This is a genomic window from Pseudomonas sp. AAC, assembly GCF_000725445.1.
Classification (GTDB): Bacteria; Pseudomonadota; Gammaproteobacteria; order Pseudomonadales; family Pseudomonadaceae; genus Pseudomonas; species Pseudomonas citronellolis.
Map to the genome: position 1 here is coordinate 465,233 of NZ_KL647094.1, position 22,924 is coordinate 488,156.

The window sequence follows — 22,924 nt, forward strand, 5'->3', positions numbered from 1 at the left end:
CTTTCCGTCAGTCGCGGCTGAGCCAGCCCATCACCCAGCGGTTGAGCGCCGGCGGCGACAGCTGGCCGGACCAATACATCGCCCGGAACAGCGCGCCGATGGGCCGGTGCACCTTGTCGCTGTGGGCCTGGCGCCAGGCCGCCGCGGCGATGTCCTCGGCCTTCAGGCGCACGCCCAGGCGGCGCAGCACCGGCGGCTCGTAGCCCTGGCTGGTGACCATGGGCGTGCGCACGAAGGGCGGCATCAGGTCGGCGACGCGGATGCCATGGCGCCGCCACTCCAGCTCCAGCGCCTCGGTGAAGCCGCGCACGGCGAACTTCGAGGCCGAGTAGGTGGCCATCTCCGGCACCCCATACAGCCCCGAGGCCGAGCCCATGTTCAGCACCTGGGCGCCGGGGGTGGCCTTGAGGTGCTCGAAAGCGGCGTGGCAGCAGTTGAGCAGGCCCTGCACGTTGATCGCCAGCAGGCGGGCGTGGTCCTGCGCGGGGATTTCCTCGAAGCGGCCGAAGCGCAGGATGCCGGCGCAGTTGAACAGCAGACGCAGGCGGCCGTCGCCGGCGCCGACGAAGTCCGCCACGGCCGCGCGCACCGCCGCCGCATCGGTCACGTCCAGCGCCCGCTGCCAGGCGCCGCCCAATTCGGCGGCGAGCCCGGCCAATGCCTCGGCGTTCATGTCCAGCAGGCCGACGCGCCAGCCGCGGGCATGGAACAGCCGCGCGCTGGCCGCGCCTATGCCCGAAGCCGCCCCGGTGATCAGGATGCCGTGCATCAGCGCCCTCCCCCGAGGTGCCGGCCGAGGAAGCCCGCCACCTCGCCCAGGGCCTGGTCGGCGATGCGCAGCACCCCGGCGTGGGCCTGGAACACGTGCCAGCAGTCGCGGTAGCGCTGCAGGGTGACGTCCACTCCCCGCTTACGCGCCGCGCCGGCCAGACGCAGGCTGTCGTTGCGCAGCACCTCGTCCTCGCCGACCTGGATCAGCAGCGGCGGCAACCCGGCCAGGTCGGCGAACAGCGGCGACAGCTGCGCCGAGTCGCGCGCCACGCCGGGCGGGCAGAACATCGCGATGGCGCTGTCCACCCAGGCGCGGCTGATCAGCGGGTCGCCGGCTTTTGGCTGGTGCCACTGGCTGCAACTGACGTCGGTGACCGGCGAGAACACCACCAGCGCGCCGGGCAGCGGCAGGCCGCGCTCCTTCAGCGCCACGGCCAGCTGCAGGGTCAGGTGGCCGCCGGCCGAATCCCCGGCCACGGCCAGCCGCGCCGGGTCCTGGCCGCGCGCCAGCAGCGCCTGGTACACCGCCAGGGCATCTTCCAGCGGCGCCGGGAAGCGGTGCTCCGGCGCCAGGCGGTAGTCCGCCGCGCACACATCGAGGCGGCCCAGGCGCGCCAGGTTGGCGGTGATCGCCCGGTGCGTGGCCGGCGAGCCCACCAGGTAGGCCCCGCCGTGCAGGTAGAGCAGCGTGCGGCCTTCGCTCTGGCCCGCGCGCTGCCATTCGCAGGGCACCCCGGCGATGACTTCCGCGCTGCGCTGCACGCCGCGCGGGGTCAGGGTCGCGGCGGTGAGCGCATTGAGCACCCGGCGCTGCATCGACACCGGGATCGACGGGCGCATCAGCCCGCGGAACAGCAGGCGCAGGGTGCCGCGCAGCAGGCCGGCGAGCAGGCGCTGCGAGGTGGAAACGGGCGGTGCGAACTCAACGGGCGCATTCATAGTCGGCGAACTCCGGCTGGCGGGTCTGTTGGCGATAGCGGAAGGTGAAGCCCGGCCAATTGTTGGTGTTGCGGCCGGCGGCGGTCTTGTACCAGCTGTCGCAGCCGCTCTCCCACACGGTGTGCTGCAGGCCGTGCTGCAGGGCCTGGTTGTAGGCGCGCTGCACCTCGGGCTTCACGTCCAGGTAGCGCAGACCCTGGCGGTCCAGGTGGCGCAGGCAGGCCAGCACGTAGGGGAACTGGCTCTCCAGCATGTAGACGATGGAGTTGTGCCCCAGGTTGGTGTTCGGCCCGTAGAGGATGAACAGGTTGGGGAAACCGGCGACGCTGATGCCCTTGTAGGCCTCGGCGCCCCCGGCCCAGGCCTGTTCCAGCCAGCGCCCGCCCAGGCCCTGGACGCGCAGCGGGGCGAGGAACTCGGTGGCGGCGAAGCCGGTGCCGAAGACGATGGCGTCCACCGGGTGGCGCTGGCCGTCGCGGGTGACGACGGCGTCCCCGGTCACCCGCTCGATGCCGCTGTCGATCACCCGCACGTTGTCCCGCGCCAGCGCCGGGTAGTAGTCGTTGCTGATAAGGATGCGCTTGCAGCCCAGCGGGTAGTCCGGGATCAGCCGCCGGCGCAGCTGCGCGTCGGCGATGCCGCGGCGCAGGTTCAGGCGGAAGCTCAGCTGCATGAACTTCATCAGCGGCGGGAAGGTGGAAAAGGCCAGTACCCGCGCCTCGTGCTGCAGGTACTTGAGGCCGCGGTCCAGGCGCTGCAGCCAGGGCAGGCGCGCCTTCAGGCGGCGTTCCCAGGCGGCGTAGGGGCGGTCCGGCTTGGCGATCACGTAGGGCGCGCTGCGCTGGAACAGCAGCAGTTCGGCCACCTGCGGGGCGATGCGCGGGACGAACTGGATGGCGCTGGCGCCGGTGCCGATCACCGCCACGCGCTTGCCGCGCAGGTCGGCGCGGTGGTCCCAGCGCGCCGAGTGGAAGGCCACGCCCTTGAAGTCGTCGAGCCCGGCGATGCGCGGGTACAGCGGCCGGCTCAGCTGGCCGGTGGCGCAGACCAGGGCGCGGGCGCGCAGCGTCTGGCCGTCGGCGCAGCGCACCTGCCACTCCCCGGCGGCCTCGTCGAAGCGGGCATCCACCGCCTCGCAGCCGAAGCGGATGCGTTCACGCAGGCCGTACTTGTCGGCGCAGTGACGCAGGTAGTCGAGGATTTCCCCCTGCGGGGCAAACTTGCGGCTCCAGTCGGCCTTGGGCTCGAAGGAAAAGGAATACAGGTGCGAAGGCACGTCGCAGGCGGCGCCGGGGTAGCTGTTCTCGCGCCACACACCGCCGACGTCGGCGGCCTTTTCGAGGATCAGGTAGTCGTGGATGCCGGCCTGCTGCAAGCGGACGGCCAGGCCCAGGCCGCCGAAGCCGGCGCCGATGATCAGCACGCGCAAGGGTGCCGGATCACGGGAAGTATTGTGCATTGTTGTGCTCCCGGTTTGGCTGGACGGCGGCCGCGCGGGGCCTGCCGTCATCCGCCGCGCTGGCGGATGAGCATAGGCTAGTGCCGCCGGCGGCGCCGGTTTATGGCATAGTCGGACATTAAATTGTGATTTCCGGACAAGACGGAGCCCGCGATGCCCGACCAGCCCCGGCCCAGCCGCCGCAGCGCCCTGAGCGTGCAACTGCTCACCCAGTTCGGCCTCGACCACAGCCTGGCGCTGGAGGACTGCCTGCACGGCAGCGGCCTGGACCTGGCGGTGCTCGCCGACCCGGCCCGCGAGATCGACGCCGCCTGCGAGTTGCAGGTGCTGCGCAACCTGGCGCAGCGGCTGCCCGCCGGCAGCGGCCTGCAGGCCGGCCTGCGCTATCACCTGAACGCCTACGGCATCTGGGGTTTCGCCCTGCTCAGCAGCCCGACCTTCCGCAGCGCCGCCCTCCTCGGCCTGCGCTACCTGGGGCTGACCTACGTGTTCACCCGCCTGGAATTGCAGGAGGACGGCGCCGAGGCCCACCTGCTGCTGGACGACAGCGGCGTGCCGGAGGACACCCGCGCCTTCGCCTGCGAACGCGACCTGGGCGGCGTGCTGCGCATCCAGCGCGACCTCACCGGGCGCCCGCTGCCGATCCTGCGCGCCGAATTCCGCCGTCCCCGGCCTGCCGACGGCAGCCTGTACCTGGCCGAACTGGGCGTGGAACCGGCGTTCGGCCAGCCCGCCAACCGCATCGTCTTCGCCAGCGCCGCCCTCGACCTGCCGCTGCCCGGCGCCAACCCGCAGGTGGCGCGGCACTGCGAGGAAGAGTGCCGCGCGCTGCTGGCCCGCCGCCAGGAACTGGGCGGCCTGGCCGGGCGCATCCGCGACCGCCTGCTGCGCACGCCCGGGCGCCTGCCGGACATGGAGCAGGTGGCGGAAGAACTGCACATGACCTCGCGCACCCTGCGCCGCCGCCTGCAGGACGAGGGCAGCAGCTACCGCGCCCTGCTCGACGAGGTGCGCCAGGCCCTGGCCGAGGAACTGCTGGGCACCGGCGTCATCCGCCTGGAGGAGATCGCCGAGCGCCTGGGCTATGGCGAGGTGTCCAACTTCATCCATGCCTTCAAGCGCTGGAAGGGCGTGCCGCCGGGGCGTTTCCGCGGGCGCTAGGCCTCGATGCCGAGTTGGCGCAGGGCCTCTTCCAGGTGCTCGATGAAGGCGAGGATCTTGCGCGTGGCGCGCCTGTGGCTGGGGTAGACGGCAAGGATGCGCTGGCCGAAGGCGTCGGGGTCGAAGTGGTAGTCCTCCAGCACGCTGCGCAGGCGCCCGTCGCGCAGGTAGGGCTGGACGCTCCACAGCGGGCAGGGCATCAGGCCCCTGCCCTTGAGGCAGGCGGCCAGCAGCAGTTCGTGGTTGTCGCTGCTCATGCGCCCCTCGCGCAGGATGGAGAAGCGCTCGCCGTCGCGCTCCAGCCACCAGCGGGTGTCCAGCGCCGGGTGCCAGTAGGTCAGGCGGTCGTGCTCGGCCAGCTCCAGCGGGTGCCGGGGCTCGCCGCGGCGCGCCAGGTACTCGGGGCTGGCGCAGAGCACCAGGCGGTTCTCCACCAGCGGCCGCACGATCAGCCCCGGCAGGTTGCTGTGGCCCAGGCGCAGGGCCAGGTCGTAGCGGCCGTCGAGCAGGTCGACGTAGCTGTCGCTCAGGTCCACCTGCAGGCGCAGCTGCGGGTGCTGGATGAGGAAGTCGGCGCAGACATCGTTGAGGAAGGCCGCGCCGAAGGCCAGCGGCGCGGTGATCCGCAGGCTGCCGCGCAGGCTGTGCTGCAACTGGCCGATCTCCTCGGCGGTCTCGTGCATGCGCGCCAGCACCTCGCGGGCGCTGTCCAGGTACAGCTGCCCGGCCTCGGTCAGCGCCATGCTGCGGGTGGTGCGCTCGAACAGGCGGGCGCCGAGGCTGGCCTCCAGTTGGCCGATGGCCTTGGTCACCGCCGAGGGCGTCTTGCCCAGTTGCTCGGCGGCGCGGCTGAAACTGCCGGTCTCGGCGCAGGCGACGAAAAGGGCGAGGCTACTGAACCTGTCCATATTCTTTCCAGATTTTCACAAGTCTTGTGCCAGCGACTGGCTTTCGGGAACTAGCTCCGGGCCATTAGCCTCTTGCCCAGACCAATAAAAATCAACCACCAAGCAAGGGGGAAGCATGCGAAGGCTCATCAAGGGCGCACTCGCTGTCGCAATCGCACTGGGCACTTTGGAAGCCCACGCACAAACCGCCGACCTGATCCTGTACAACGCCAAGGTCTTCACCGCCGAACCCGGGCAGCCGCTGCAACAGGCGCTGGCCATCGCCGGCGACAAGGTGCTGAAGGTCGGCAGCGACCAGGAAGTGCGCGCCCTAGCCGACGCCCACAGCCGCCAGGTGGACCTGGGCGGCAAGCTGCTGATGCCCGGTTTCATCGACAGCCACTCGCACGCCATCTTCGGCGGCCTGGAGCTGATCGCCGCGAGCATGGAGGACGAGCAGGTCGGCCTCGACGAGCTGGCGCAACGCCTGCGCGAGGCCCGCGACAACGGCAAGGCCCGGGTCGGCGACATCCTGGTGCTGAACGGCATGCACTCCAGCTACTGGTCCCAGGCCGAGGGGCTGGCGAAGATTTTCAATGCCGGCGAATGGGCGCAGGTGCCCATCGTGCTCATCGGCAGCGACCACCACACCGCCTGGGCCAACGCCGCCATGCTGCGCCGCGCCAGGCTGGACGCGGCGCTGGTGCGCTCGCTGCCGGCCACCGAGCAGCAGAACATCGGCCACGCCAAGGACTTCACCCCCAGCGGCTTCGTCGTCGACTCCGGCTTCGACCGCATCGCCGCGGCCATGCCCGCCGCCGACCAGCAGACCCTCGACCGCGCCGGCCTGGCCGCCGTGCGGTACAACAACAGCCTGGGCATCACCGCCTGGATGGACCCGGCAGCCAACGGCAGCCCGGGCCAGGCGCTGTTCGACATCAAGCCCACGGAGCACACCGTCGGCGTGCTGCCGGTGTACCGCGACCTGGCGCAACAGGGCCAACTCAGCGCCCATGTCGCCGCGCTGCTGGTGGTCAACCCGAAGAGCCGCCCGGCGGACCTGGCGGTGATCGACAAGGTGCGCCAGCAGTTCCAGGGCATCCCCAACCTGAGCCTGCCGGGCATCAAGGTATTCGCCGACGGCGTGCTGGAATATCCGGCGCAGTCCGCCGCGCTGCTGGAGAACTACAGCAACCTGCACAAGCCCGGCGAGCTGCTGCTCGATCCGCGGCACTTCGGCGAGCTGGTCAGCGCCGCCGACGCCCGCGGCTGGCTGGTGCACATCCACGCCATCGGCGACCGCGCGGTGCGCGAGTCGCTCAACGGCATCGCCCAGGCGCGCAAGGACCGGCAAAGCGGCGTCGCCCACTCCATCACCCACCTGCAACTGGTCAACCCGGCGGACTTCCCGCGCTTCAGGCTGCTGGGCGTGATCGCCTCGATGCAGCTGGACTGGGCCACCGCCGAGGACTACACCCTCGACCTGGTCAAGCCCTACATCGCCGACGACGCCTTCCGCTACATGTACCCGGCCAAATCGCTGCTGGACGCCGGCGCCACCATAGCCGGGGCCAGCGACTGGCCGGTGTCCACCCCCGACCCGCTGAAGGCCATGTACCAGGCGGTGACGCGCCAGGGCCCGAAGGGCGTGCTCAACCCCGAGCAGCGCATCGACCGCCAGGCCATGTTCTACGCGTACACCGCCAATGCCGCGAAGGCCATAGGCCTGGGCGAGAATATCGGCAGCCTGGCCCCCGGCAAGCAGGCCGACCTGGTGGTGCTCGACCGCGACCTGTTCAGCGTCCCCGACGCCGAACTGGGCGAGGCCAAGGTGCTGCACACCCTGTTCGGCGGCCGCGAGGTCTACCGCGCCGACGGCCAGGAAGCGCTCTGACGCCGTTCGCTCCACTGCCGGGCTGAAGCCCGGCCCTTCCCGCCGCCCCTTCCCCTTCGCTTCCCGGCTCGCCGGCGGGAGGGGGCTGCGCGGGCTTTTTTCCTGCCCACACAAGCACAGCCCACACAAGCACAACAAAGGGTAAGTCCATGAAGTACAAAGCACTCGTCCTCGGCGCGGCGCTCGCCTGCGCGCCTTTCGCCAGCAGCCATGCGCTGGAGCTGACCGAGGACCTCTCGGTCCAGTTGGAGGCCACCCTGGCCAGCGACTACCGCACCCGCGGCATCTCGCAGACGCAGAACGACCCGGCCATCCAGGCCGCCGCCACCCTGCAGCACAGCAGCGGCCTGTACCTGGGCGTGTGGAGCTCCAACGTCGACTTCGGCTACGGCCTGAAGACGCGCCAGGAGCTGGACTACTACGCCGGCTGGTACTGGCAGGCCACCGACGCGGCGAGCCTGGACCTGGGCTACATCCAGTACCGCTACCCGAAGGAAGGCCAGTTCAACCAGAGCGAGGTCTACGCCGTCCTCAACGCCTACGGCTTCGAGCTGGCCAGCTACTACTCGAAGGACATCACCACCTACGTCGGCAAGGACCAGAGCCAGCTCTACAGCTACGTCGGCTACGGCTTCGAACTGCCGGCCGGCTTCCAGGCCAAGCTGCGCTACGGCCGCAACGACGCCAAGGACCCGCTGTACCTCGCCGGCGACGGCGGCACGCGCAGCACCTACCACGAATGGGAGGCGCGCCTGGACAGGGAGTTCGCCGGCATCGACTGGTCGCTGAGCTACATCGACACCGACCTGTCGCAGAGCGAATGCTTCAACTGGCAGGGGTTCAAGGACATCTGCACGGCAACCGTGGTGGCGCGGGCGACGAAGCGGTTCTGAGGTCGCGGCGGGTCGCGCCCGGTGGCACGAGCGGTCCCCATTCGCGAGCCGTCGTAGGATGGCGTTGAGCGAAGCGATACCCATCACCCCCGACTGCATGGGTTTCGCAAGCTCAACCCATCCTACGAAAAACACCTCGGCGTAGCCGGCAAGACAATTGCTCCTACAATGTGTGGGGCGCATAACGCCGACGGCGGATAACCGCGAACGGTTATGCGCCCTACGGTGCCCCATTCCATTCCCCTGCGTGCGCCGAGCTGCTCTTCGTAGGACTCTGTCCGCGATAGCCGGACATCCCGGCGCGATTCGCGGATGAGATCCGCTCCGCCCTGACTCAAACGAAAAGGCCGCACATCCTCGGATGCACGGCCTTTTTTGCTTCCCCCGGCTCTCACCGGGCCGAGGCGGCCTCGCGCCGGCCTGGGCTGCGCAGCGCCGGCGTCTCGCTCAGCGGCATGCTCTCGGGCCGGTAGCCCAGGCGCAGGCCGCCCCAGTGGCGGCCGTTGACGAAGATCGGCACCGACAGGTCGTGCATCTGCTCGCCGGTGTCACGGCAGTAGGTCTGCAACAGCAGCGCCTGCTGGTGGCTGCCACAGCGGATGCCGGTGCGGTCGTCGAACAGGCGCTTGCTGCGGCTCTTCAGGCGGTCCACCTCGGGGTCGCCGGTCGGTGCCTGGGCGAAGGCGCGGTTGTGCGTCGGCACGTAGCCCTCGGCGGTGCAGGCGATGGCGAACACCAGGCCCTCGTGGCGCTGCAGCAGGTCTTCCTGGATCTTCGGCAGCACCTCGTCGGTGTAGCGGTCGAAACGCGTGCTGTACTTCTGCGGCTCGGTGCCCGGGATCGGCTGGTAGTGGCGGTCGAACAGGTCCTCGGCGGAAATCCGCCCGTCCTCCAGGTCGGCGGCGAAGCGCGCGCCTATGCTCGATGCGCCTTCGCGGGCCAGGTCGTAGACGCGCTGGTGATAGTCGTCCAGGCCCACTTCGGCCAGGCGCTCGCTGATGGCCTCGGCCTGGGCCTCCAGGTGCACAGCGGCGTCGGCCAGGCGGTGGGTCTGCTCGTCGCTGACGCGGATGTCGGCGCGCATGCGCTCCACCGCGGCGAACAGGTTGTCCAGTTGATGGCGGTTGATCTCCGCGCCCTCGGCGATCTCGGTGATCTGCCGCTCGACGCCGGCGGCCAGCCCGGCGATGCCTTCCAGCTGCCCGCCGGTGCGCTCCACCTGGGCCACGCCTTCGTCGAGGTCGGCGGCCAGTTGGAGAATCTGCTCGGCGACCTGGGCGGTGCGCTGCTGGATGTCCTCGACCATCTGCCCCACCTCCTCGGTGGCCTCGGCGGTGCGCGCGGCCAGCCCGCGCACCTCGTCGGCGACCACCGCGAAACCGCGGCCGTGCTCGCCGGCGCGGGCCGCCTCGATGGCGGCGTTGAGGGCCAGCAGGTTGGTCTGGCTGGCGATGGACTGGATCACCTGGGTAACGCGCTGGATGTCCTCGCTGCGCTGGCTCAGCGCCTCGATCAGCGCGCGGCTTTCACCGGCGCGACCGCTGAGCTGGTGCATGCGGGCGATGGCCTGCTGCAGCTCGCTGCGCCCGACATCGCTGCCGGCGCGGGCCTGGGTGGCGGCGTCCATGGCCTGGCGCGCCAGGGAAGAGGTGGCGCGCTCGGTGTGGATCATCACCTCGGCGCTGCCGACGATCTGCTCGGCCGCCGCCAGTTGCGACTCCAGGCGCTCCACCAGGCGCTGCACCGAGTAGGACACGCCGGCGGCGGACAGCGCATTGTGGCTGGTGCTGCGGGACAGATCGCGGGTCAGCGCGGCCAGCTCCGGCGCGGCGGCGGATACGCCGGGCAGGCTGCGCCGCTGGCCGACGAACCACGGCAGCCAGAGCAACGCGAAACCGAGCAGCAGGCACAGCGACAGCGGCCAGCCGCCCAGCGACTGGGCGATGAACAGCGCGAGAAGGCCGGTGGTCTGCAGGGAAAGAACGAGGAAGATGCGCGAACGCGTCGGGTCCATGAGGGCACCTCTCCAGCCATCGCCCGCCCCGTGGAACACCCGGGTTGGCGCAGGCCCTGAATTATTGTTGTCAGGGCCATTAGGCGACCATTTGCCGGCCGCGGCTATCGTCCCTTAGTCGGTAGTGTGGCTGTCATTGCGGGGCGGTGCACTGTTGCGCTTCGATCCACAGCCTTACCGAGCCCCTGAGCACAGGAAACTGCCGACCAAGGAAGTGGAGAGCCGGCGGAGGAATTAGCGTTCCCGACAGCAATTCCTACAGCGCCTAGTCCCCGGCCATCCGAGATAAAAAGCGAATAATCGGATGCAATGCTGCAAGGCATGACAAAAGCAAGCGACATGTCATTTTCGGCTCCTTGGCTTCAGAACAGCAAAAGGAGACGTCCATGAACCAATTGGAAGGCTGGGCTCCGCCGGCGCGGGCCTGGGGACCCTGGATAGTCATCGGCGAACAGATGGGGGGCCCACTCTCTTACAAAGTCGAATTCGAAACTATTTCAGGCAGTTCGACCTTCGACGCCGAGATTCGCTATTTCCAGGGAGGCACTGAAATGAGCGATATCGTCGTTGGCCCGGGAACACACAATTTCACCAGCGGCATCTGCGTCTGTGTATCTCGGATCAGGTTCAGAAGCCACAGCGTCGGGCAAGTGATTGCCATTACCGTTCGTTAGGGAATACCGAGATGAAAAAGACCATCCTGCTTCCCGCAATGCTTCTGGTTGCGGCCTGCGCCAGCACCGCTGAGGAAGGGGTCCTGTTCAGTGTCGAGAATCGCAGCTATCTGCTGACACGAGAATGCGTCAAACGCTCCGAGGTATCACACGACCTTGAGCGGCATGCCTATGTACAGGTCGAACTGACCGATCCTTGTGCAACTTCACTGGCCGGTTTCCTGAATGCAGAGCGAGGTGCCCTGCTTTCCGTTTCGGTCAAAGGACAATATCTGTCGAGATCATTGCCGATCCTTGGCGAGTTTCAGGCCAGAAGCCTGAGAATCTCCAGTCCGGATACAAAGCTGGCAATCGAGGTCGAGCGCTTGCTGTCTCCACCTCGATAAACCCGACTTATTGAGATGAACCGGACTGGTAGCTGTTCACCACGCAGCCATTGGCGTCGTAGTTGATGCTGAAGAAGTTCAGGTACTTGTCGTTCCAGTAGGTGCTGCTGCCGGCGCCGTGGGCGCTGGCCTGCTTGCTCGGGGTGCCGAACATGCTCTCGATCTCCTTGCGGCTCATGCCCGGGACGATTTCCTTGCGCACCATGGCGGTCCGCAGGTCGCGCTCGGAAAGCCCGGTGGAGCAGCCCGGCCGCTCCTCCGAGCCGCCCACCACGGTCACCCGCGTACCACCGGCCGGCGCCGGGGCCGCCGGCTGCTGCGCCGGATAAGCCCCCGCCGGAGCGTAATCCGCAGTCGGCGCCTGAAGCGCCGGCTGCGCCATCACCGCCCCCTCGCCGCCGCCACTGGGCCGGCGGTTCTCCACGTTCAGCTCGACGCCGGCGTTGCCGCCGTTGGGGCAGGCCTGCTTGGTGAAAGTCACCTTGCCCTGCGCATCGACGCATTTGTAGATCGTATCCGCCTGCGCCCAGGCGGCGCAGAACAGCAGCGGAACAGCAACGAGAACACCCTTCATACAGCCTCCCTGGTTGATCAATGGCAGATTGACACCTCAGACCGCCGCGCCGGCGAAAGTTCCAAGGCCGATACACGAAATCCTAACCGCATCGCCAGGAATAACCCACGCCGGGGGCTCCGTGCTTTCTGCCAGCGTCCCTTCACCGAGCCCGCACCTGCCACGCCGCCAGGGCCTGCCCTGGCCGGCACGAATACTGGAGAGCCCCAGCAGCTACCAGGGAAGTAGCGGCCAGCTCTGCATCACCCATGCCTCCCTCGTCCGCGCGGACCAGGGCCCGGTGCAGGCTTGCCAGCAGAAGGATCACGCCACGACTCAACCTTCGCCCCGTAGTGTTCCGAAATGCGTGCTCTTCATTGGTTTATCGCTCTTTTACTTCTCATGCTGATCGTTCCCCTCGCCCATGCCGATGACCTCGGTACCCCGCAGTGGCGCCGCTACGCGCCCGCATCGGCCCAGCAGGCGCCGACAGGCCAGCCCGGCGCCGTCAATCCGGACACGCGCCAGCTCATCGTCGCCCGCGCGCACCAGCTCGTCGGCCAGCGCTACCGCTGGGGCGGCGAATCGGAGGAAACCGGGTTCGATTGCAGCGGCCTGTTGGTCTACCTGTATCGCAGCGTCGCCGACCAGCGCCTGCCACGCACCACGCGGTCGATGATTGCACGGCGCGATGCGACTATCGCCCGCCACGAACTGCAACCCGGCGACGCCGTGTTCTTCAGCCACAACGGCAGCGATAGAGCCAGCCACGTCGGCCTCTACATCGGCGACAACCGCTTCATTCATGCACCCAGCACGGGCAAGAAGATCCGCATCGACTCCCTCGCGTCCCCCTACTGGAAGCGGGCCTACGTCACCGCGCGCAACTTCAGCGGCTGACAGAAAAACATCACCGCACAGGTGCGGGCGTAGACGTAGTGAGACCAACGGAATAGCGCCGGAAGCGCCTGCGGAGCCGAGGGCGCAGGCCTGGGTTGCCGATCTTCTCCGGATGCCCAACCGAGCCCCTACCGACGTGGCGGGATGCGTTTGGCGATGGAAAGGCGTTTGCCTGCGTTGAGGGCTGGTATCGGGGGGGGCTTGCTGCTGGATCACCGCCCGGGGCCATCGAGGCCCTGGGCGGTGAAGGTCCCGATCCAGTGGATGGAAAGGCTGCTCCGCTCAAGTGAACGGCATTGCAGCCTCGATCGGGTTGACTCGTCAGCTCAGGCCGATCATCACTTGGCCTGTGCTTCCACTTCGGCTTCCACGCGACGGTTGACGGCGCGGCCTTCGGCGGTGCCGTTGTCAGCGACCGGGCGGCTCTCACCATAACCCACGGCGCTCACGCGGCCGCCTTCCACGCCGTACTCGTTGACCAGCACGTCACGAACGGCGTTGGCGCGACGCTCGGACAGCCTCTGGTTGTAAGCGTCGGTGCCGACGGAGTCGGTGTGGCCTTCAACGGTGGTGCTGGTGGACGGGTACTGCTTCATGAAGTCGGCCAGGTTCTTGATGTCCACGTAGCTGTTCTGCTTGACCCTGGACTTGTCGAAGTCGAACTTGACGTCCAGCTGGACGCGCACGGCCTCGGCCACGACCGGGCAGCCGCTGGCGTCGACGGTGACGTTGGCCGGGGTGTTCGGGCACTTGTCGACGTTGTCGCAGACGCCGTCGTGGTCCTCGTCGGAGCAGACGTCGGCGACCGGCTCGGTCGCCGGGGCCGGCTTGGAACCGCCGCCGAAGTTCAGGCCGACGCCGACGCCGGCCATCCACTCGCCCTGGTGGCCGTTGTCGCGCCTCTCCAGGCCGTACTGGCCGTCGAGGCCGGCCCTGGCATAGAAGTTCTCGGTGAAGTAGTACTTCAGGCCGGCGCCGATGTTGGCCATGGTCAGGTTCTGACGGCCGCCGTTCTCGCTGTTGACGTTGGTCAGGCTCTGGTGGCCGATGCCGGCGGACAGGTACGGGCGCAGGCCCGCGCCGGGAGCGCCGAAGTGGTAGATGGCGTCCAGCGAGGCCAGGCTGCCATGCACCTTGGCATTGCCGCTGGCGGAGGTGCCGCGCAGGTCGTGGTATTCACCGTAGGACAGCGCCAGCTCGACGTCGTCGGTCAGGAAGTAGCCGAGGGAGCCGCCGTACAGGTCGCCGTTCTGCATGTTGCGATTGCTGTCGGTGAAGTAGCGCTTGCCGAAAGCCTCGACCTCGACCGAATTCCGGCCTTGGGCGAAGCCATCCATGGCAGACAAGGCGACCACGGCACCCACAACGACGCCTAAGGTGTTTCTCGATTTCATTCACGCGATCCTTTCAATAAATACAGGGCACAGGTTCAAGCAACAGCCGAAGACCCACACCAGATGAACGAGTGTGAATCTTTCATCCACGACAGGGGCGAAGTTCCATTTCCTGGAGTCTTTTTCTCGAAATATCCACGAGGCAAGACCGGCGCTATTCAACTCGTTTCAAGCCAAGCAAATGCTATCGGCAGGTCCCGAACCGGTTCCGGGCAGCCAGGATGGTATCCAGGTGAACTCCGGCAACACCATGCGACGCCGTCTGAATTCTTCGCTCCACGATTCCGCCAAGTACGGCCACCCCAGCGGCCAACCCTCCCTGCCACTACACACCGCGATCATCTTGAACCCGGCCCCCAACAGCCCTGACTGGAAGAACGCGGATTATCTTCCAGGCCTATCAGCGGACATTGACTTCAGAAAGCGCGCAGGAAGTGCATCGACCCAGTAGCGGCGGCCATCAAGCCGATCCCGATATCACCGCCAGCGGAGGCGCATGAAACGGCCCTTTCCGAGGCGGCCATCCCGCAGGCTGCGCGATCCCGGCATATCGAATTGACGAAAAGTAAGGCGCCGATCCAGGGCATTTTAGAACTCGTCAGATACCTGCCCCGCAGGGCGCGGCCCTACTCTTCTCCCCGCAAGACGACGCAACTTCTTCTAAACAGATCAGCGCTGAATTTCTCCTTCGGAAATCCACCGGAGAACTGTTTCTCAAGCGCCGAAAGCGACCCTGAAGACTCATGCCGCCCGCCCCGCGGGTATCGGCACTTTTCGAGACGCTTGTGGGTTCGCGCCTGCTGCAGGATGCGGGAAGAGGGTTGACCCTGTAACTATCTGACTATCCGTACCTAAATGAAAAATCTGATCGATAGCAAAATAAATTTCTCGGTCGTGACCGAAGACTCCCTCATACAGGCATATACCCTGGATGCAAGCCAGGCCGCGCCTGAATAAGTCCTGATGAGCAAGCCTGGCAACCTGTACGTATTGCAGGAGCCCCAGCATGCCTCCCTGAGCGATGCGCTGGTTGCCGAACGCTCCGGAGAAGACCTGCTGCTGGCTTTCCGATCCCAGGAGCAAGCCCGCCCGGCGCTGAAGTTCGAGCAGTTCTTCAGCCACGACGCCCGCCTGCATGTCCTCAAGCACGACGGCGAACTCCTGCGCGCCGTGATGGGCCAGGACGACCCGCAGCAAGGCCCGGTCGCCTTCGACCTGCAGGCAGCGAGCGCCACTGAACAGCAGGTGGTCAGCCCGGTTCTGGGCCTGCTGCTGCCTTCCGCCGAAATCGCCCCCGCCGCGGAGCTGGAGCCCCAAACCGGCGACGCCGCGGCCCCCGTACAACTTGCGGCACTGAACGTCGCTCCGCTGTCCGCCGAGCCGCCGCAGATCACCCATGCCATCGACCAGATCGGCGCCCGCCAGGGCTCGCTCGCCTCCGGCATCTTCCGTGCCGTCGCGGGCCACGTCGAGGGCTAGCGGCTCGCCATCGCGCCCGGGCAGCGGGTGGTCAGGGGGCGGCGGCCGGCCGCCGCGGCTCATGCCGTGGCGGGCAGGTCCGTGGCGGCGCTGCCGTGCAGCACCTGGCGGGTGCGCTCGGGGGCGATCAGGCGCAGGCCGAGCAGCGCGCAGACCACCGGCAGGCGCACCTGCGCTGTCTGCATCGGCACGCCGCGCTTGAGCAGGCGCCGCGACCAGGCCGAAACGCCGAGGTTGAACACGATCACGCCGAGGGTCGCCGCCATCGCCGTGCAGCCCGATTGCAGCGGCGTCATGCCCAGGCCCTTCTGCAGGTACACCGGCACCCATCTGTAGACCAGCGCGTTGGGCAGGTACTCCAGGGCGCATCTACACGTTCTTCGCCAAGACCGGAACCCCGGCCATCGAGGTGGAAGTGTTCGACGACTACGACAGCCGACGCTGCAGCGTCCGACATTACGTCGGCCCCGGCTTCGGCGAATGGCAATGCCTATAGGGCTCAACCAACCGAGGTATACTAGGCGCCATCTGGCGACACCGGTTGCCCGCGACGTCCCCAAACGCCCTTTATCGGGCGTTTTTTCATGCCGAATACTGATTTTAAATGAATTTTTCCCATAGATTTTCCGTGGCACCGATGATGGACTGGACCGACCGCCACTGCCGGTTCTTCCTGCGCCAGCTGTCGAGCCATGCCCTGCTCTACACCGAGATGGTCACCACCGGGGCCTTGCTGCATGGCGATGCCGCGCGCTTCCTGCGCCATGACGAGTGCGAGCACCCGCTGGCGCTGCAGCTGGGCGGCAGCGTGCCGGCCGAGCTGGCGGCGGCGGCGAAGCTGGCGGAGGCTGCGGGTTACGACGAGGTCAACCTGAACGTCGGCTGCCCCAGCGACCGGGTGCAGCACAATATGATCGGCGCCTGCCTGATGGCCCATCCGGCGCTGGTGGCCGAGTGCGTCCTGGCCATGCGCGAGGCGGTTTCCATTCCGGTCACGGTCAAGCACCGCATCGGCATCAACGGGCGCGACAGCTATGCCGAGCTGTGCGACTTCGTCGGCCAGGTGCGCGAGGCCGGCTGCCGCAGTTTCACCGTGCATGCGCGCATCGCCATCCTCGAAGGCCTCTCGCCCAAGGAGAACCGCGAGGTTCCGCCGCTGCGCTACGAGGTGGCGGCGCAGCTCAAGCGCGACTTCCCGGACCTGGAGATCGTCCTCAACGGCGGCATCAAGACCCTGGCCGAATGCCAGGAGCACCTGCGCACCTTCGACGGCGTGATGCTCGGCCGCGAGGCCTATCACAACCCCTACCTGCTGGCCCAGGTGGACGCCGCGCTGTACGGCGCCGAGTCCCCCACGATCAGCCGTGCCGAGGCCCTGGCGCGGATGCGCCCGTACATCCAGCGGCACATCGCCGAGGGCGGCGCCATGCACCATGTGACACGTCACGTGCTCGGCCTTGGCCAGGGTTTCCCCGGCGCCCGGCGCTTCCGCCAGCTGCTTTCGGTGGACGTGCACAAGGCCGCCGATCCGCTGCGGGTGCTCGACCAGGCCATCGAACTTCTCGCTGGCCGCTAGGTCCCGTTGAGCGCGGGGTTGCGCTCGGGTAAGGTCATGGGGATCGCACTCGGAAGACCTGCCATGACCTCCAAGCTGGAACAACTGAAGCAGTACACCACCGTCGTCGCCGATACCGGCGATTTCGACGCCATTGCCCGCCTGAAGCCGGTGGATGCCACCACCAACCCCTCGCTGCTGCTCAAGGCCGCCGCCCTGCCCCGCTACGCCGAGCACCTGGCCCGCGCCACCGCGGCCAGCGGCGGCGACGCGGGCCTGGCCTGCGACCGCTTCGCCGTGGCGGTGGGCAAGGACATCCTCGGGGTCATCCCCGGGCGCGTCTCCACCGAAGTGGACGCTCGCCTGTCCTTCGACACCGAGGACACCCTGGCCCGCGCCCGCCGGCTGGTCGAGCTGTACGACGAACAAGGCGTCGGCAAGGATCGCGTGCTGATCAAGATCGCCTCCACCTGGGAAGGCATCCGCGCCGCCGAACAGCTGGAGCGCGACGGCATCCAGACCAACCTCACCCTGCTGTTCTCCTTCGCCCAGGCCGCGGCCTGCGCCGACGCCGGGGTGTTCCTCATCTCGCCCTTCGTCGGCCGCATCTACGACTGGTACAAGAAGGCCAACGCCCGCGACTACGTCGGCGCCGAGGACCCGGGCGTGCAGTCGGTGTCGCGCATCTACCGCTATTACAAGGCCAACGGCTACCGCACCGTGGTGATGGGCGCGAGCTTCCGCAACCTCGGGCAGATCGAGCAACTGGCCGGCTGCGACCGCCTGACCATCAGCCCGGACCTGCTGCAGCAACTGGCCGACGCCCAGGGCGAGCTGCCGCGCACCCTGCAGCCCGGCGGCGGCGAGGCGCGCCAGGTGCTGGACGAGAGCGCCTTCCGCTGGCAGATGAACGAGGACGCCATGGCCACCGAAAAGCTGGCCGAGGGCATCCGCCTGTTCGCCCGCGACCAGGAGAAGCTGGAAGCCCTGCTCGGCGGCCGCTGAAACCCACGCGCAGCAAAACGAACCGGCGCCCCAGGGCGCCGGTTTGCGTTCTATCTATCGACGGGCTTCGCGCGGATCAGTGGTGCTCGAGGGCACTCACCAGGTCGTGGAAGGCTTCACGGTTGGACTCGTTCAGGCCCATGAGGATGCGGTGGGCCTCCAGCACCTTGCTGCGCACCACTTCCTCGGACTGGTCCTGGGGCGGCAGGTCGGTGAGGCAGTCCGTGCAGGGGATGGGCCGGTCGACGATGTTGAACACCTGGTCGAAGCCCATGGACTGCAGCAACCGGGTGATGTCCGGGTTGGTGGTCACCAGGGTCGGCAACAGCCCCACCTTCTGCCGCGAGAGGATCGACAGCTTGGCCAGCAGGCCCAGGGTGGTGCTGTCGATGCTCTGGGTTTCCGTGAGATCGATGATGATCGCCGTGAAATTCAACGCGGCGAAGATTTTTTCAATGGTGGCATCCAGCGCCGAACACAGGGTCAGTCGGACTTCGCCCACGAACTTCAGGACGAATGAGCCATCCTGCTCGGCGAACTGGATTTTACCGGTACTCATGCAAGGTTCCTGCTCAACACCAGCAAGGCGATATCATCCGGCATCTCGGACAACTTGGCCAGCCCGAAGACCTGGCGCAGGCCGTCCAGCGTCCCGCCGGCGGCGACGACCTGCTCGGGCAGGGCCGTCTCCTTTTCTTTCAATGTAGCCCCGGGCAGCACATCCAGTATGCCGTCGGAGAACAACGACAGGCTGAAGGACCTGGGCAGGTCCATGGTCCGGTCGTCGTAGGTGGCGTCCTCGAACAGGCCCACGGGCAGGCCGCGGCCTTCGAGGTAGCGTGCTTCGCCGTCGACGTAGAGTACCGGCAGCGGCAGGTGGCCACCAATGCTGTAGGTCAGGCGATCGGTTTCCAGGTCGATCACCCCGCCGAGCATGGTCACGTGCTTGCCCAGCTTGGTGTTGATCAACCCGCGGTTGATGTGCCCGAGCACCTCGGAGGGCTTGAACTCGGGCAGCGTGCCCGCCCGCCGCGACTCGTACAGCAGGCGGGTGGTCATGAACTTCAGCAGCACGGTCACGAACGCCGATGAGGCGCCATGGCCGGAGACGTCGGCCAGGTAGAAGCCGATGCGCCGCTCGTCGACGCGGAAGTAGTCGACGAAGTCGCCGGACAGGTACAGCGACGGGATGATCTGGTGGGCGAACTTCAGCCCCTCGGCTTCCCAGGGCGTCACCGGCAGCATGTTCATCTGCACCTGGCGCCCGGCGTTCTGGTCTTCCTGCAGCAGGTTCAGGCTGGCCTGCAGCTCGCGGTTGGCGGCTTCCAGCTTCTCGCGGTAGCGGCGGTTCTCCGAACGCAGGTAGGCGCGGTCCAGGGCGCGGCGCACCGAGTGCTCCAGCACGGCCAGGTCTTCCAGGGGCTTGATCAGGTAGTCCGCGGCGCCCAGGCGCAGGGCCTCGACCACGTCGCTCATCACCCCGGCCCCGGAAAGCACGATGACCGGCGTTTCCACCGCCATCGCGCTGACCCGGCGGATCAGCTCCAGGCCGTCCATCTGCGGCATGCGCAGGTCACAGATGACCAGGTCGGGCAGTTCGTGCTGGAAGACCTGCAGGCCCTGCTGGCCGTTGGTCGCCTGCAGGACTTTGAAACCACTGTCTTCCAGGTAGGCCGCGAGGCTTTCGCGAACGGCCTCGTCGTCATCGATGATCAGCAGCGTGGCACTGGGTTTGTGCATGGGTTATCCAGGCAAACGGCGCCGGAGGTGGTGAAGTGGGCGCGCATGGCTATGAAAACGGCGCGGGTCGGGTGCGACAAGGCGCAGACACTACTCCCATCCGCCCCAGGGTTCAAGACGGCGGCACGGCGCGCTTGCGGCAGCCCCGGGGCGGATGGGTGGCGGGTGTGTCAGAAGTCGTCTTCGACCTGGCCGTCCTTGACCTTGAACTCGCGGTTCTGCAGGTAGGCGTTGCGGATGAAGGTGTACTTGTCGCCGGAAATCAGCTTCTCGGACCTGAGCAGGTCGGCGCGGGTGTCGACCACGTCCACGGCGCGGAGGCTGTTGCGCACGGACACGTCGTCGATGTACGGGTACATGCCGGTATAGGCGTCCGGGATCTTCGACGGCGCGTCGCGCAGGGTGCTCGGCCCCAGCAGCGGCAGCATCACGTAGGGGCCACTGCCCACGCCCCAGTAGCCGAGGGTCTGGCCGAAGTCCTCGTCGTTGCGCTGCAGACCCATGCGGGTGGCCACGTCGATGAAGCCGGCCAGGCCGAAGGTGGTATTGAACAGCAGGCGGCTGGTGTCGACGCCGGCGTGCTCGAGCTTGCCTTGCAGCAGGTCGTTGGCCAGGTTGCGCACGTCGCCGATGTTGCTGAAGAAGTTGTGGATGCCGTCCTGCACGAAATTCGGCGTTACCTTCTGGTAACCCTGCGCCAGGGGCTTGAGCGCATAGGTGTCGAGGGTGTCGTTGAACACGAAGATCGGGCGGTTGACGCTCTCCCAGGGGTCGTCCTCGCTCGCGGCCTGGGCCAGGAAGGGGAGCATGACCAGGCTGGCTCCGGCCAGCAGGCGAGCGGTGCGCTGCATCCAGTTGACGCCGTGTGGGCGCATCGGGTTTCTCCTTTGAAAGTCTCATGAGGCCGCCGCCGCGGCCTCGAACCGCTGCGCAGTATATAGTTCCAAGTTCGATTTGCAGACATCGGATTGTTTCTAACGCCTTCGCACCCGGCGCGCGGCCGGAAGCGCCGCCCTCCCCTCACGATAGCCAAGAGCCAGCTTTTGTGCCGATGCGACGCTCTTGCCGACCGGGTTGGAAGGCTCTTCGTAGGAGCGAGCTTGCTCGCGAACGGTGTTTGCCAGGGGCTGCGGTGCTGGGCCAGCACCCAAAGCTCCCTGGAAATCCGTAGGGCGCATAACGCCTACGGCGTTATCCGCCGTTTGACCTTGGTTACCGGCCCGCTCGGTGTCGAGCCTGGCGCTGGTCGCGCATTCCCCCGGACCGACCGAGGCAGAGTCGATGAGAAAGGTGAGGCGGCGGATAACCGCGAACGGTTATTCGCCCTACGCTACTGGAAGCACCGGCGTAGGAGCGGACTTCGTCCGCGATTGGCTCACCGGCCACGCCGGATGCCCCGGTGGCACGAATGGCCCCCTCTCCCTCCGGGAGAGGGCTGGGGTGAGGGCGCTCTTGAGCCCAGCACCCAAAGTTTTCCGGAAATCCGTAGGGCGCATAACGCCTATGGCGTTATCCGCCGTTTGACCTTGGTTACCGGCCCGCTCGGTGTCGAGCCTGGCGCGGGTCACGCATTCCCCCGGACCGACCGAGGCAGGGTCGATGAGAAAGGTGAGGCGGCGGATAACCGCGAACGGTTATTCGCCCTACGCTACTGGAAGCCCGAATCGCGGGCAGAGTCTCCTACGGTTACAGGGAGGCACGGGCGTTCGAGGAACAGCCCCGGCTCGCCCGGCAGCTTCGCGGCCAGGCCGCCCTGGCGGGCTCTCCAGCGAAAGGCGCGCCATTATAAAGGCAGCGGGCCCGCGCGCAGGCCGACTTCACCGGATCGTCACAATGCGCGTCTAGTCTGGCCTAGACCATTGTCCAGACACCCTGCCATGCCCGCCTCGACTGCCGCCGACCTGCCCCGCTTCACCTCCCTGCTCTTCGGACTCGCCGGCGACCTGGTGGATTTCGGCGCCCGCACCCTGCCCCGCGCCCTGCAGCAGAGCTGCCCGGACTGCCCGCAGGAACGCCTCGCCGAGGCCGCCACCCTGGCTCCGCAGCAGGCCCTGGGCCATGTGCTCGGCCGCCTGCCCAGCGCCGAGGAGGTCGCGCGCTTCCGCAAACGCCTGGCCGAAGCCGCCGACGCCCATGCCGAGCCCATCGCCGAGGCCCTGCCCGCCCTGCACCAGCTGAACCGCCAGGGCGTGCCCTGCGCCTGGCTGGAGGAACTGCCGGAGCCGGCCAGCGAACGCCTGGCCGCCGCCCTCGACGGCGCCCTGGACAGCGGCATCGCCCACGCCGGGCGGCCCTGGCCGGCGCCGGACGCCTGCTGGCGCGCGCTGATGGAGCTGGGCACCCCGCAGCTGGACGGCTGCGTGCTGGTGAGCAGCCAGCCGCGGCTGCTCCAGGCCGGCCTCAATGCCGGGCTGTGGACCATCGGCCTGGCCGCCAGCGGCCCGCTGTGCGGCCTGTCGATGCGCGACTGGGAGGCGCTGGACAGCCCCCAGCGCGACCTGCGCCGCGCCCAGGCGACCTTCGGCCTGTACCGCCTGGGCGTGCACTCGGTCATCGACCACCTGGGCGAGCTGGATTCCTGCCTGCTGGACATCGCCAGCCGCCGCGCCAAAGGAGAAAAGCCATGAACCGCGCCCGCCACGCCTTCCTCGACGAGCTGGCCGAACGCTTCGCCAGCCACGGCGCCGAGCCCTACGGCGAATCGGTGAGCCAGGCCGAGCATGCCCTGCAGTGCGCCACCCTGGCCGAGCGCGCCGGCTGCTCCGACGCCCTGGTGATCGCCGCGCTGCTGCACGACATCGGCCACCTCTACGAGAACCCCGACGAGATCGAGGCCCGCGACCTGCGCCACGAGGAAGTCGGCGCCAACCTGCTGCGCGAGCTGCTGCCCGAATCGGTGTGGCAGCCGGTCCGTCTGCACGTGGCCGCCAAGCGCTACCTGTGCGCGGTGGACGCGGCCTATCACGCCGGCCTGTCGCCGGCCTCGCGGCACAGCCTGGCGCTACAGGGCGGGCCCTTCGACGAGCGCGGCGCCAGCGCCTTCCTCAGCGCCCCCTACGCCCAGGACGCCATCACCCTGCGGCGCCTGGACGACCTGGGCAAGGACCCGGCCATGCGCACCCCGGAGCTTGCGCACTTCTTCCCGCTGCTGGAACGCCTGCTACGCATTGACGGGCATCAGACACGGTTGCGTTCGGCGAGTTAAGCTGTGTGGCATGGA

At 67.8% G+C, this 22,924-nt stretch carries 22 protein-coding genes; 11 read left to right on the forward strand and 11 right to left on the reverse strand.

Features of this window, described 5'->3' with window-relative positions; translation table 11 throughout:
- Positions 1 to 7 precede the first annotated feature (7 nt).
- Genes FG99_RS01790 through FG99_RS01800 form a run of 3 tightly spaced genes read right to left on the reverse strand, consistent with a single transcriptional unit; the run spans position 8 to position 3,169 of the window.
- Positions 8 to 769, reverse strand: coding sequence for an SDR family oxidoreductase (locus FG99_RS01790; protein ID WP_043266879.1), 762 nt, complete (start codon positions 767 to 769; stop codon positions 8 to 10).
- Positions 769 to 1,710 (reverse strand): alpha/beta hydrolase, encoded by a 942-nt coding sequence (locus tag FG99_RS01795; RefSeq protein WP_043266881.1) that lies wholly within the window; start codon positions 1,708 to 1,710, stop codon positions 769 to 771. Before FG99_RS01795 ends, FG99_RS01790 begins: the two co-directional genes overlap by 1 nt.
- The gene (locus tag FG99_RS01800; protein ID WP_043266883.1) at positions 1,694 to 3,169 is read right to left on the reverse strand and encodes a flavin-containing monooxygenase; all 1,476 of its coding nucleotides are present in this window, start codon (positions 3,167 to 3,169) and stop codon (positions 1,694 to 1,696) included. The genes FG99_RS01795 and FG99_RS01800 overlap by 17 nt, the downstream gene beginning before the upstream one ends.
- Before the next feature lie 153 nt (positions 3,170 to 3,322).
- Here FG99_RS01800 and FG99_RS01805 point away from each other — a divergent pair, with 153 nt between their 5' ends.
- Positions 3,323 to 4,330: an AraC family transcriptional regulator gene (locus FG99_RS01805; RefSeq protein ID WP_043266885.1), complete on the forward strand. Its 1,008-nt coding sequence runs from the start codon at positions 3,323 to 3,325 to the stop codon at positions 4,328 to 4,330.
- Here FG99_RS01805 and FG99_RS01810 read toward each other — a convergent pair.
- A complete protein-coding gene (locus FG99_RS01810) occupies positions 4,327 to 5,238 on the reverse strand; it encodes a LysR family transcriptional regulator (RefSeq protein ID WP_043266887.1) in 912 nt (303 codons plus the stop codon). The two genes, FG99_RS01805 and FG99_RS01810, sit on opposite strands and share 4 nt — an antisense overlap.
- Before the next feature lie 115 nt (positions 5,239 to 5,353).
- Here FG99_RS01810 and FG99_RS01815 point away from each other — a divergent pair, with 115 nt between their 5' ends.
- Together FG99_RS01815 and FG99_RS01820 are read left to right on the forward strand one after the other, a co-directional pair.
- Positions 5,354 to 7,111: an amidohydrolase gene (locus FG99_RS01815; RefSeq protein WP_043266889.1), complete on the forward strand. Its 1,758-nt coding sequence runs from the start codon at positions 5,354 to 5,356 to the stop codon at positions 7,109 to 7,111.
- Between the two features lie 149 nt (positions 7,112 to 7,260).
- Entirely contained in the window at positions 7,261 to 8,004 is a 744-nt protein-coding gene (locus tag FG99_RS01820; protein WP_043266892.1) for a TorF family putative porin, read from the forward strand.
- 391 nt (positions 8,005 to 8,395) lie between these two features.
- Here the strand turns inward: FG99_RS01820 and FG99_RS01825 are convergent, their stop codons facing one another.
- The gene (locus tag FG99_RS01825) at positions 8,396 to 10,018 is read right to left on the reverse strand and encodes a methyl-accepting chemotaxis protein (RefSeq protein ID WP_043266894.1); all 1,623 of its coding nucleotides are present in this window, start codon (positions 10,016 to 10,018) and stop codon (positions 8,396 to 8,398) included.
- A gap of 386 nt (positions 10,019 to 10,404) precedes the next feature.
- Here FG99_RS01825 and FG99_RS01830 point away from each other — a divergent pair, with 386 nt between their 5' ends.
- Positions 10,405 to 10,692, forward strand: a complete 288-nt coding sequence (locus FG99_RS01830) for a colicin Z C-terminal domain-related protein (protein ID WP_043266896.1) — start codon at positions 10,405 to 10,407, stop codon at positions 10,690 to 10,692.
- A gap of 11 nt (positions 10,693 to 10,703) precedes the next feature.
- Positions 10,704 to 11,078 (forward strand): hypothetical protein, encoded by a 375-nt coding sequence (locus FG99_RS31885; RefSeq protein ID WP_141766131.1) that lies wholly within the window; start codon positions 10,704 to 10,706, stop codon positions 11,076 to 11,078.
- A 7-nt stretch (positions 11,079 to 11,085) separates the two neighbouring features.
- Here FG99_RS31885 and FG99_RS01835 read toward each other — a convergent pair whose 3' ends face one another.
- Complete coding sequence (locus FG99_RS01835; protein WP_043266898.1) at positions 11,086 to 11,652, reverse strand: DUF4124 domain-containing protein; 567 nt, start codon at positions 11,650 to 11,652, stop codon at positions 11,086 to 11,088.
- A 342-nt stretch (positions 11,653 to 11,994) separates the two neighbouring features.
- Here FG99_RS01835 and FG99_RS01840 point away from each other — a divergent pair, with 342 nt between their 5' ends.
- The gene (locus FG99_RS01840; protein ID WP_043266900.1) at positions 11,995 to 12,531 is read left to right on the forward strand and encodes a C40 family peptidase; all 537 of its coding nucleotides are present in this window, start codon (positions 11,995 to 11,997) and stop codon (positions 12,529 to 12,531) included.
- A 338-nt stretch (positions 12,532 to 12,869) separates the two neighbouring features.
- Here FG99_RS01840 and FG99_RS01845 read toward each other — a convergent pair whose 3' ends face one another.
- Positions 12,870 to 13,925, reverse strand: a complete 1,056-nt coding sequence (locus tag FG99_RS01845) for an OmpA family protein (protein WP_043266902.1) — start codon at positions 13,923 to 13,925, stop codon at positions 12,870 to 12,872.
- 963 nt (positions 13,926 to 14,888) lie between these two features.
- Between FG99_RS01845 and FG99_RS31890 the strand changes: the two genes are divergently transcribed.
- On the forward strand, positions 14,889 to 15,404 hold the full coding sequence (locus tag FG99_RS31890; RefSeq protein ID WP_043266903.1) for a hypothetical protein: 516 nt from the start codon (positions 14,889 to 14,891) through the stop codon (positions 15,402 to 15,404).
- Between the two features lie 59 nt (positions 15,405 to 15,463).
- Here the strand turns inward: FG99_RS31890 and FG99_RS01855 are convergent, their stop codons facing one another.
- On the reverse strand, positions 15,464 to 15,724 hold the full coding sequence (locus FG99_RS01855) for a hypothetical protein (RefSeq protein ID WP_043315376.1): 261 nt from the start codon (positions 15,722 to 15,724) through the stop codon (positions 15,464 to 15,466).
- Positions 15,725 to 16,008: 284 nt separating this feature from the next.
- Between FG99_RS01855 and dusA the strand changes: the two genes are divergently transcribed.
- Together dusA and tal are read left to right on the forward strand one after the other, a co-directional pair.
- Positions 16,009 to 16,980, forward strand: coding sequence for a tRNA dihydrouridine(20/20a) synthase DusA (gene dusA / locus FG99_RS01860; RefSeq protein WP_051878354.1), 972 nt, complete (start codon positions 16,009 to 16,011; stop codon positions 16,978 to 16,980).
- A gap of 63 nt (positions 16,981 to 17,043) precedes the next feature.
- Positions 17,044 to 17,964, forward strand: coding sequence for a transaldolase (gene tal / locus FG99_RS01865; protein WP_009619159.1), 921 nt, complete (start codon positions 17,044 to 17,046; stop codon positions 17,962 to 17,964).
- A gap of 76 nt (positions 17,965 to 18,040) precedes the next feature.
- Here tal and rssC read toward each other — a convergent pair whose 3' ends face one another.
- From rssC to FG99_RS01880, 3 genes are all read right to left on the reverse strand, one after another.
- Positions 18,041 to 18,523 carry an anti-sigma factor antagonist RssC gene (gene rssC / locus FG99_RS01870; protein WP_043266908.1) on the reverse strand — a complete coding sequence of 161 codons (483 nt, stop codon included), beginning with the start codon at positions 18,521 to 18,523 and terminating at the stop codon, positions 18,041 to 18,043.
- Positions 18,520 to 19,704, reverse strand: a complete 1,185-nt coding sequence (gene rssB / locus FG99_RS01875) for a two-component system response regulator RssB (protein WP_043266910.1) — start codon at positions 19,702 to 19,704, stop codon at positions 18,520 to 18,522. The genes rssC and rssB overlap by 4 nt, the downstream gene beginning before the upstream one ends.
- Positions 19,705 to 19,874: 170 nt before the next feature.
- Positions 19,875 to 20,579, reverse strand: coding sequence for an MlaA family lipoprotein (locus FG99_RS01880; protein WP_043266912.1), 705 nt, complete (start codon positions 20,577 to 20,579; stop codon positions 19,875 to 19,877).
- A 1,002-nt stretch (positions 20,580 to 21,581) separates the two neighbouring features.
- On the opposite strand from FG99_RS01880, the gene FG99_RS01885 reads away from it, so the two are divergent.
- Complete coding sequence (locus FG99_RS01885; protein WP_043266914.1) at positions 21,582 to 22,331, forward strand: HAD superfamily inactivated hydrolase PcrP; 750 nt, start codon at positions 21,582 to 21,584, stop codon at positions 22,329 to 22,331.
- Complete coding sequence (locus tag FG99_RS01890; protein ID WP_043266916.1) at positions 22,328 to 22,909, forward strand: phosphonate degradation HD-domain oxygenase; 582 nt, start codon at positions 22,328 to 22,330, stop codon at positions 22,907 to 22,909. The genes FG99_RS01885 and FG99_RS01890 overlap by 4 nt, the downstream gene beginning before the upstream one ends.
- Positions 22,910 to 22,924: the final 15 nt, after the last annotated feature.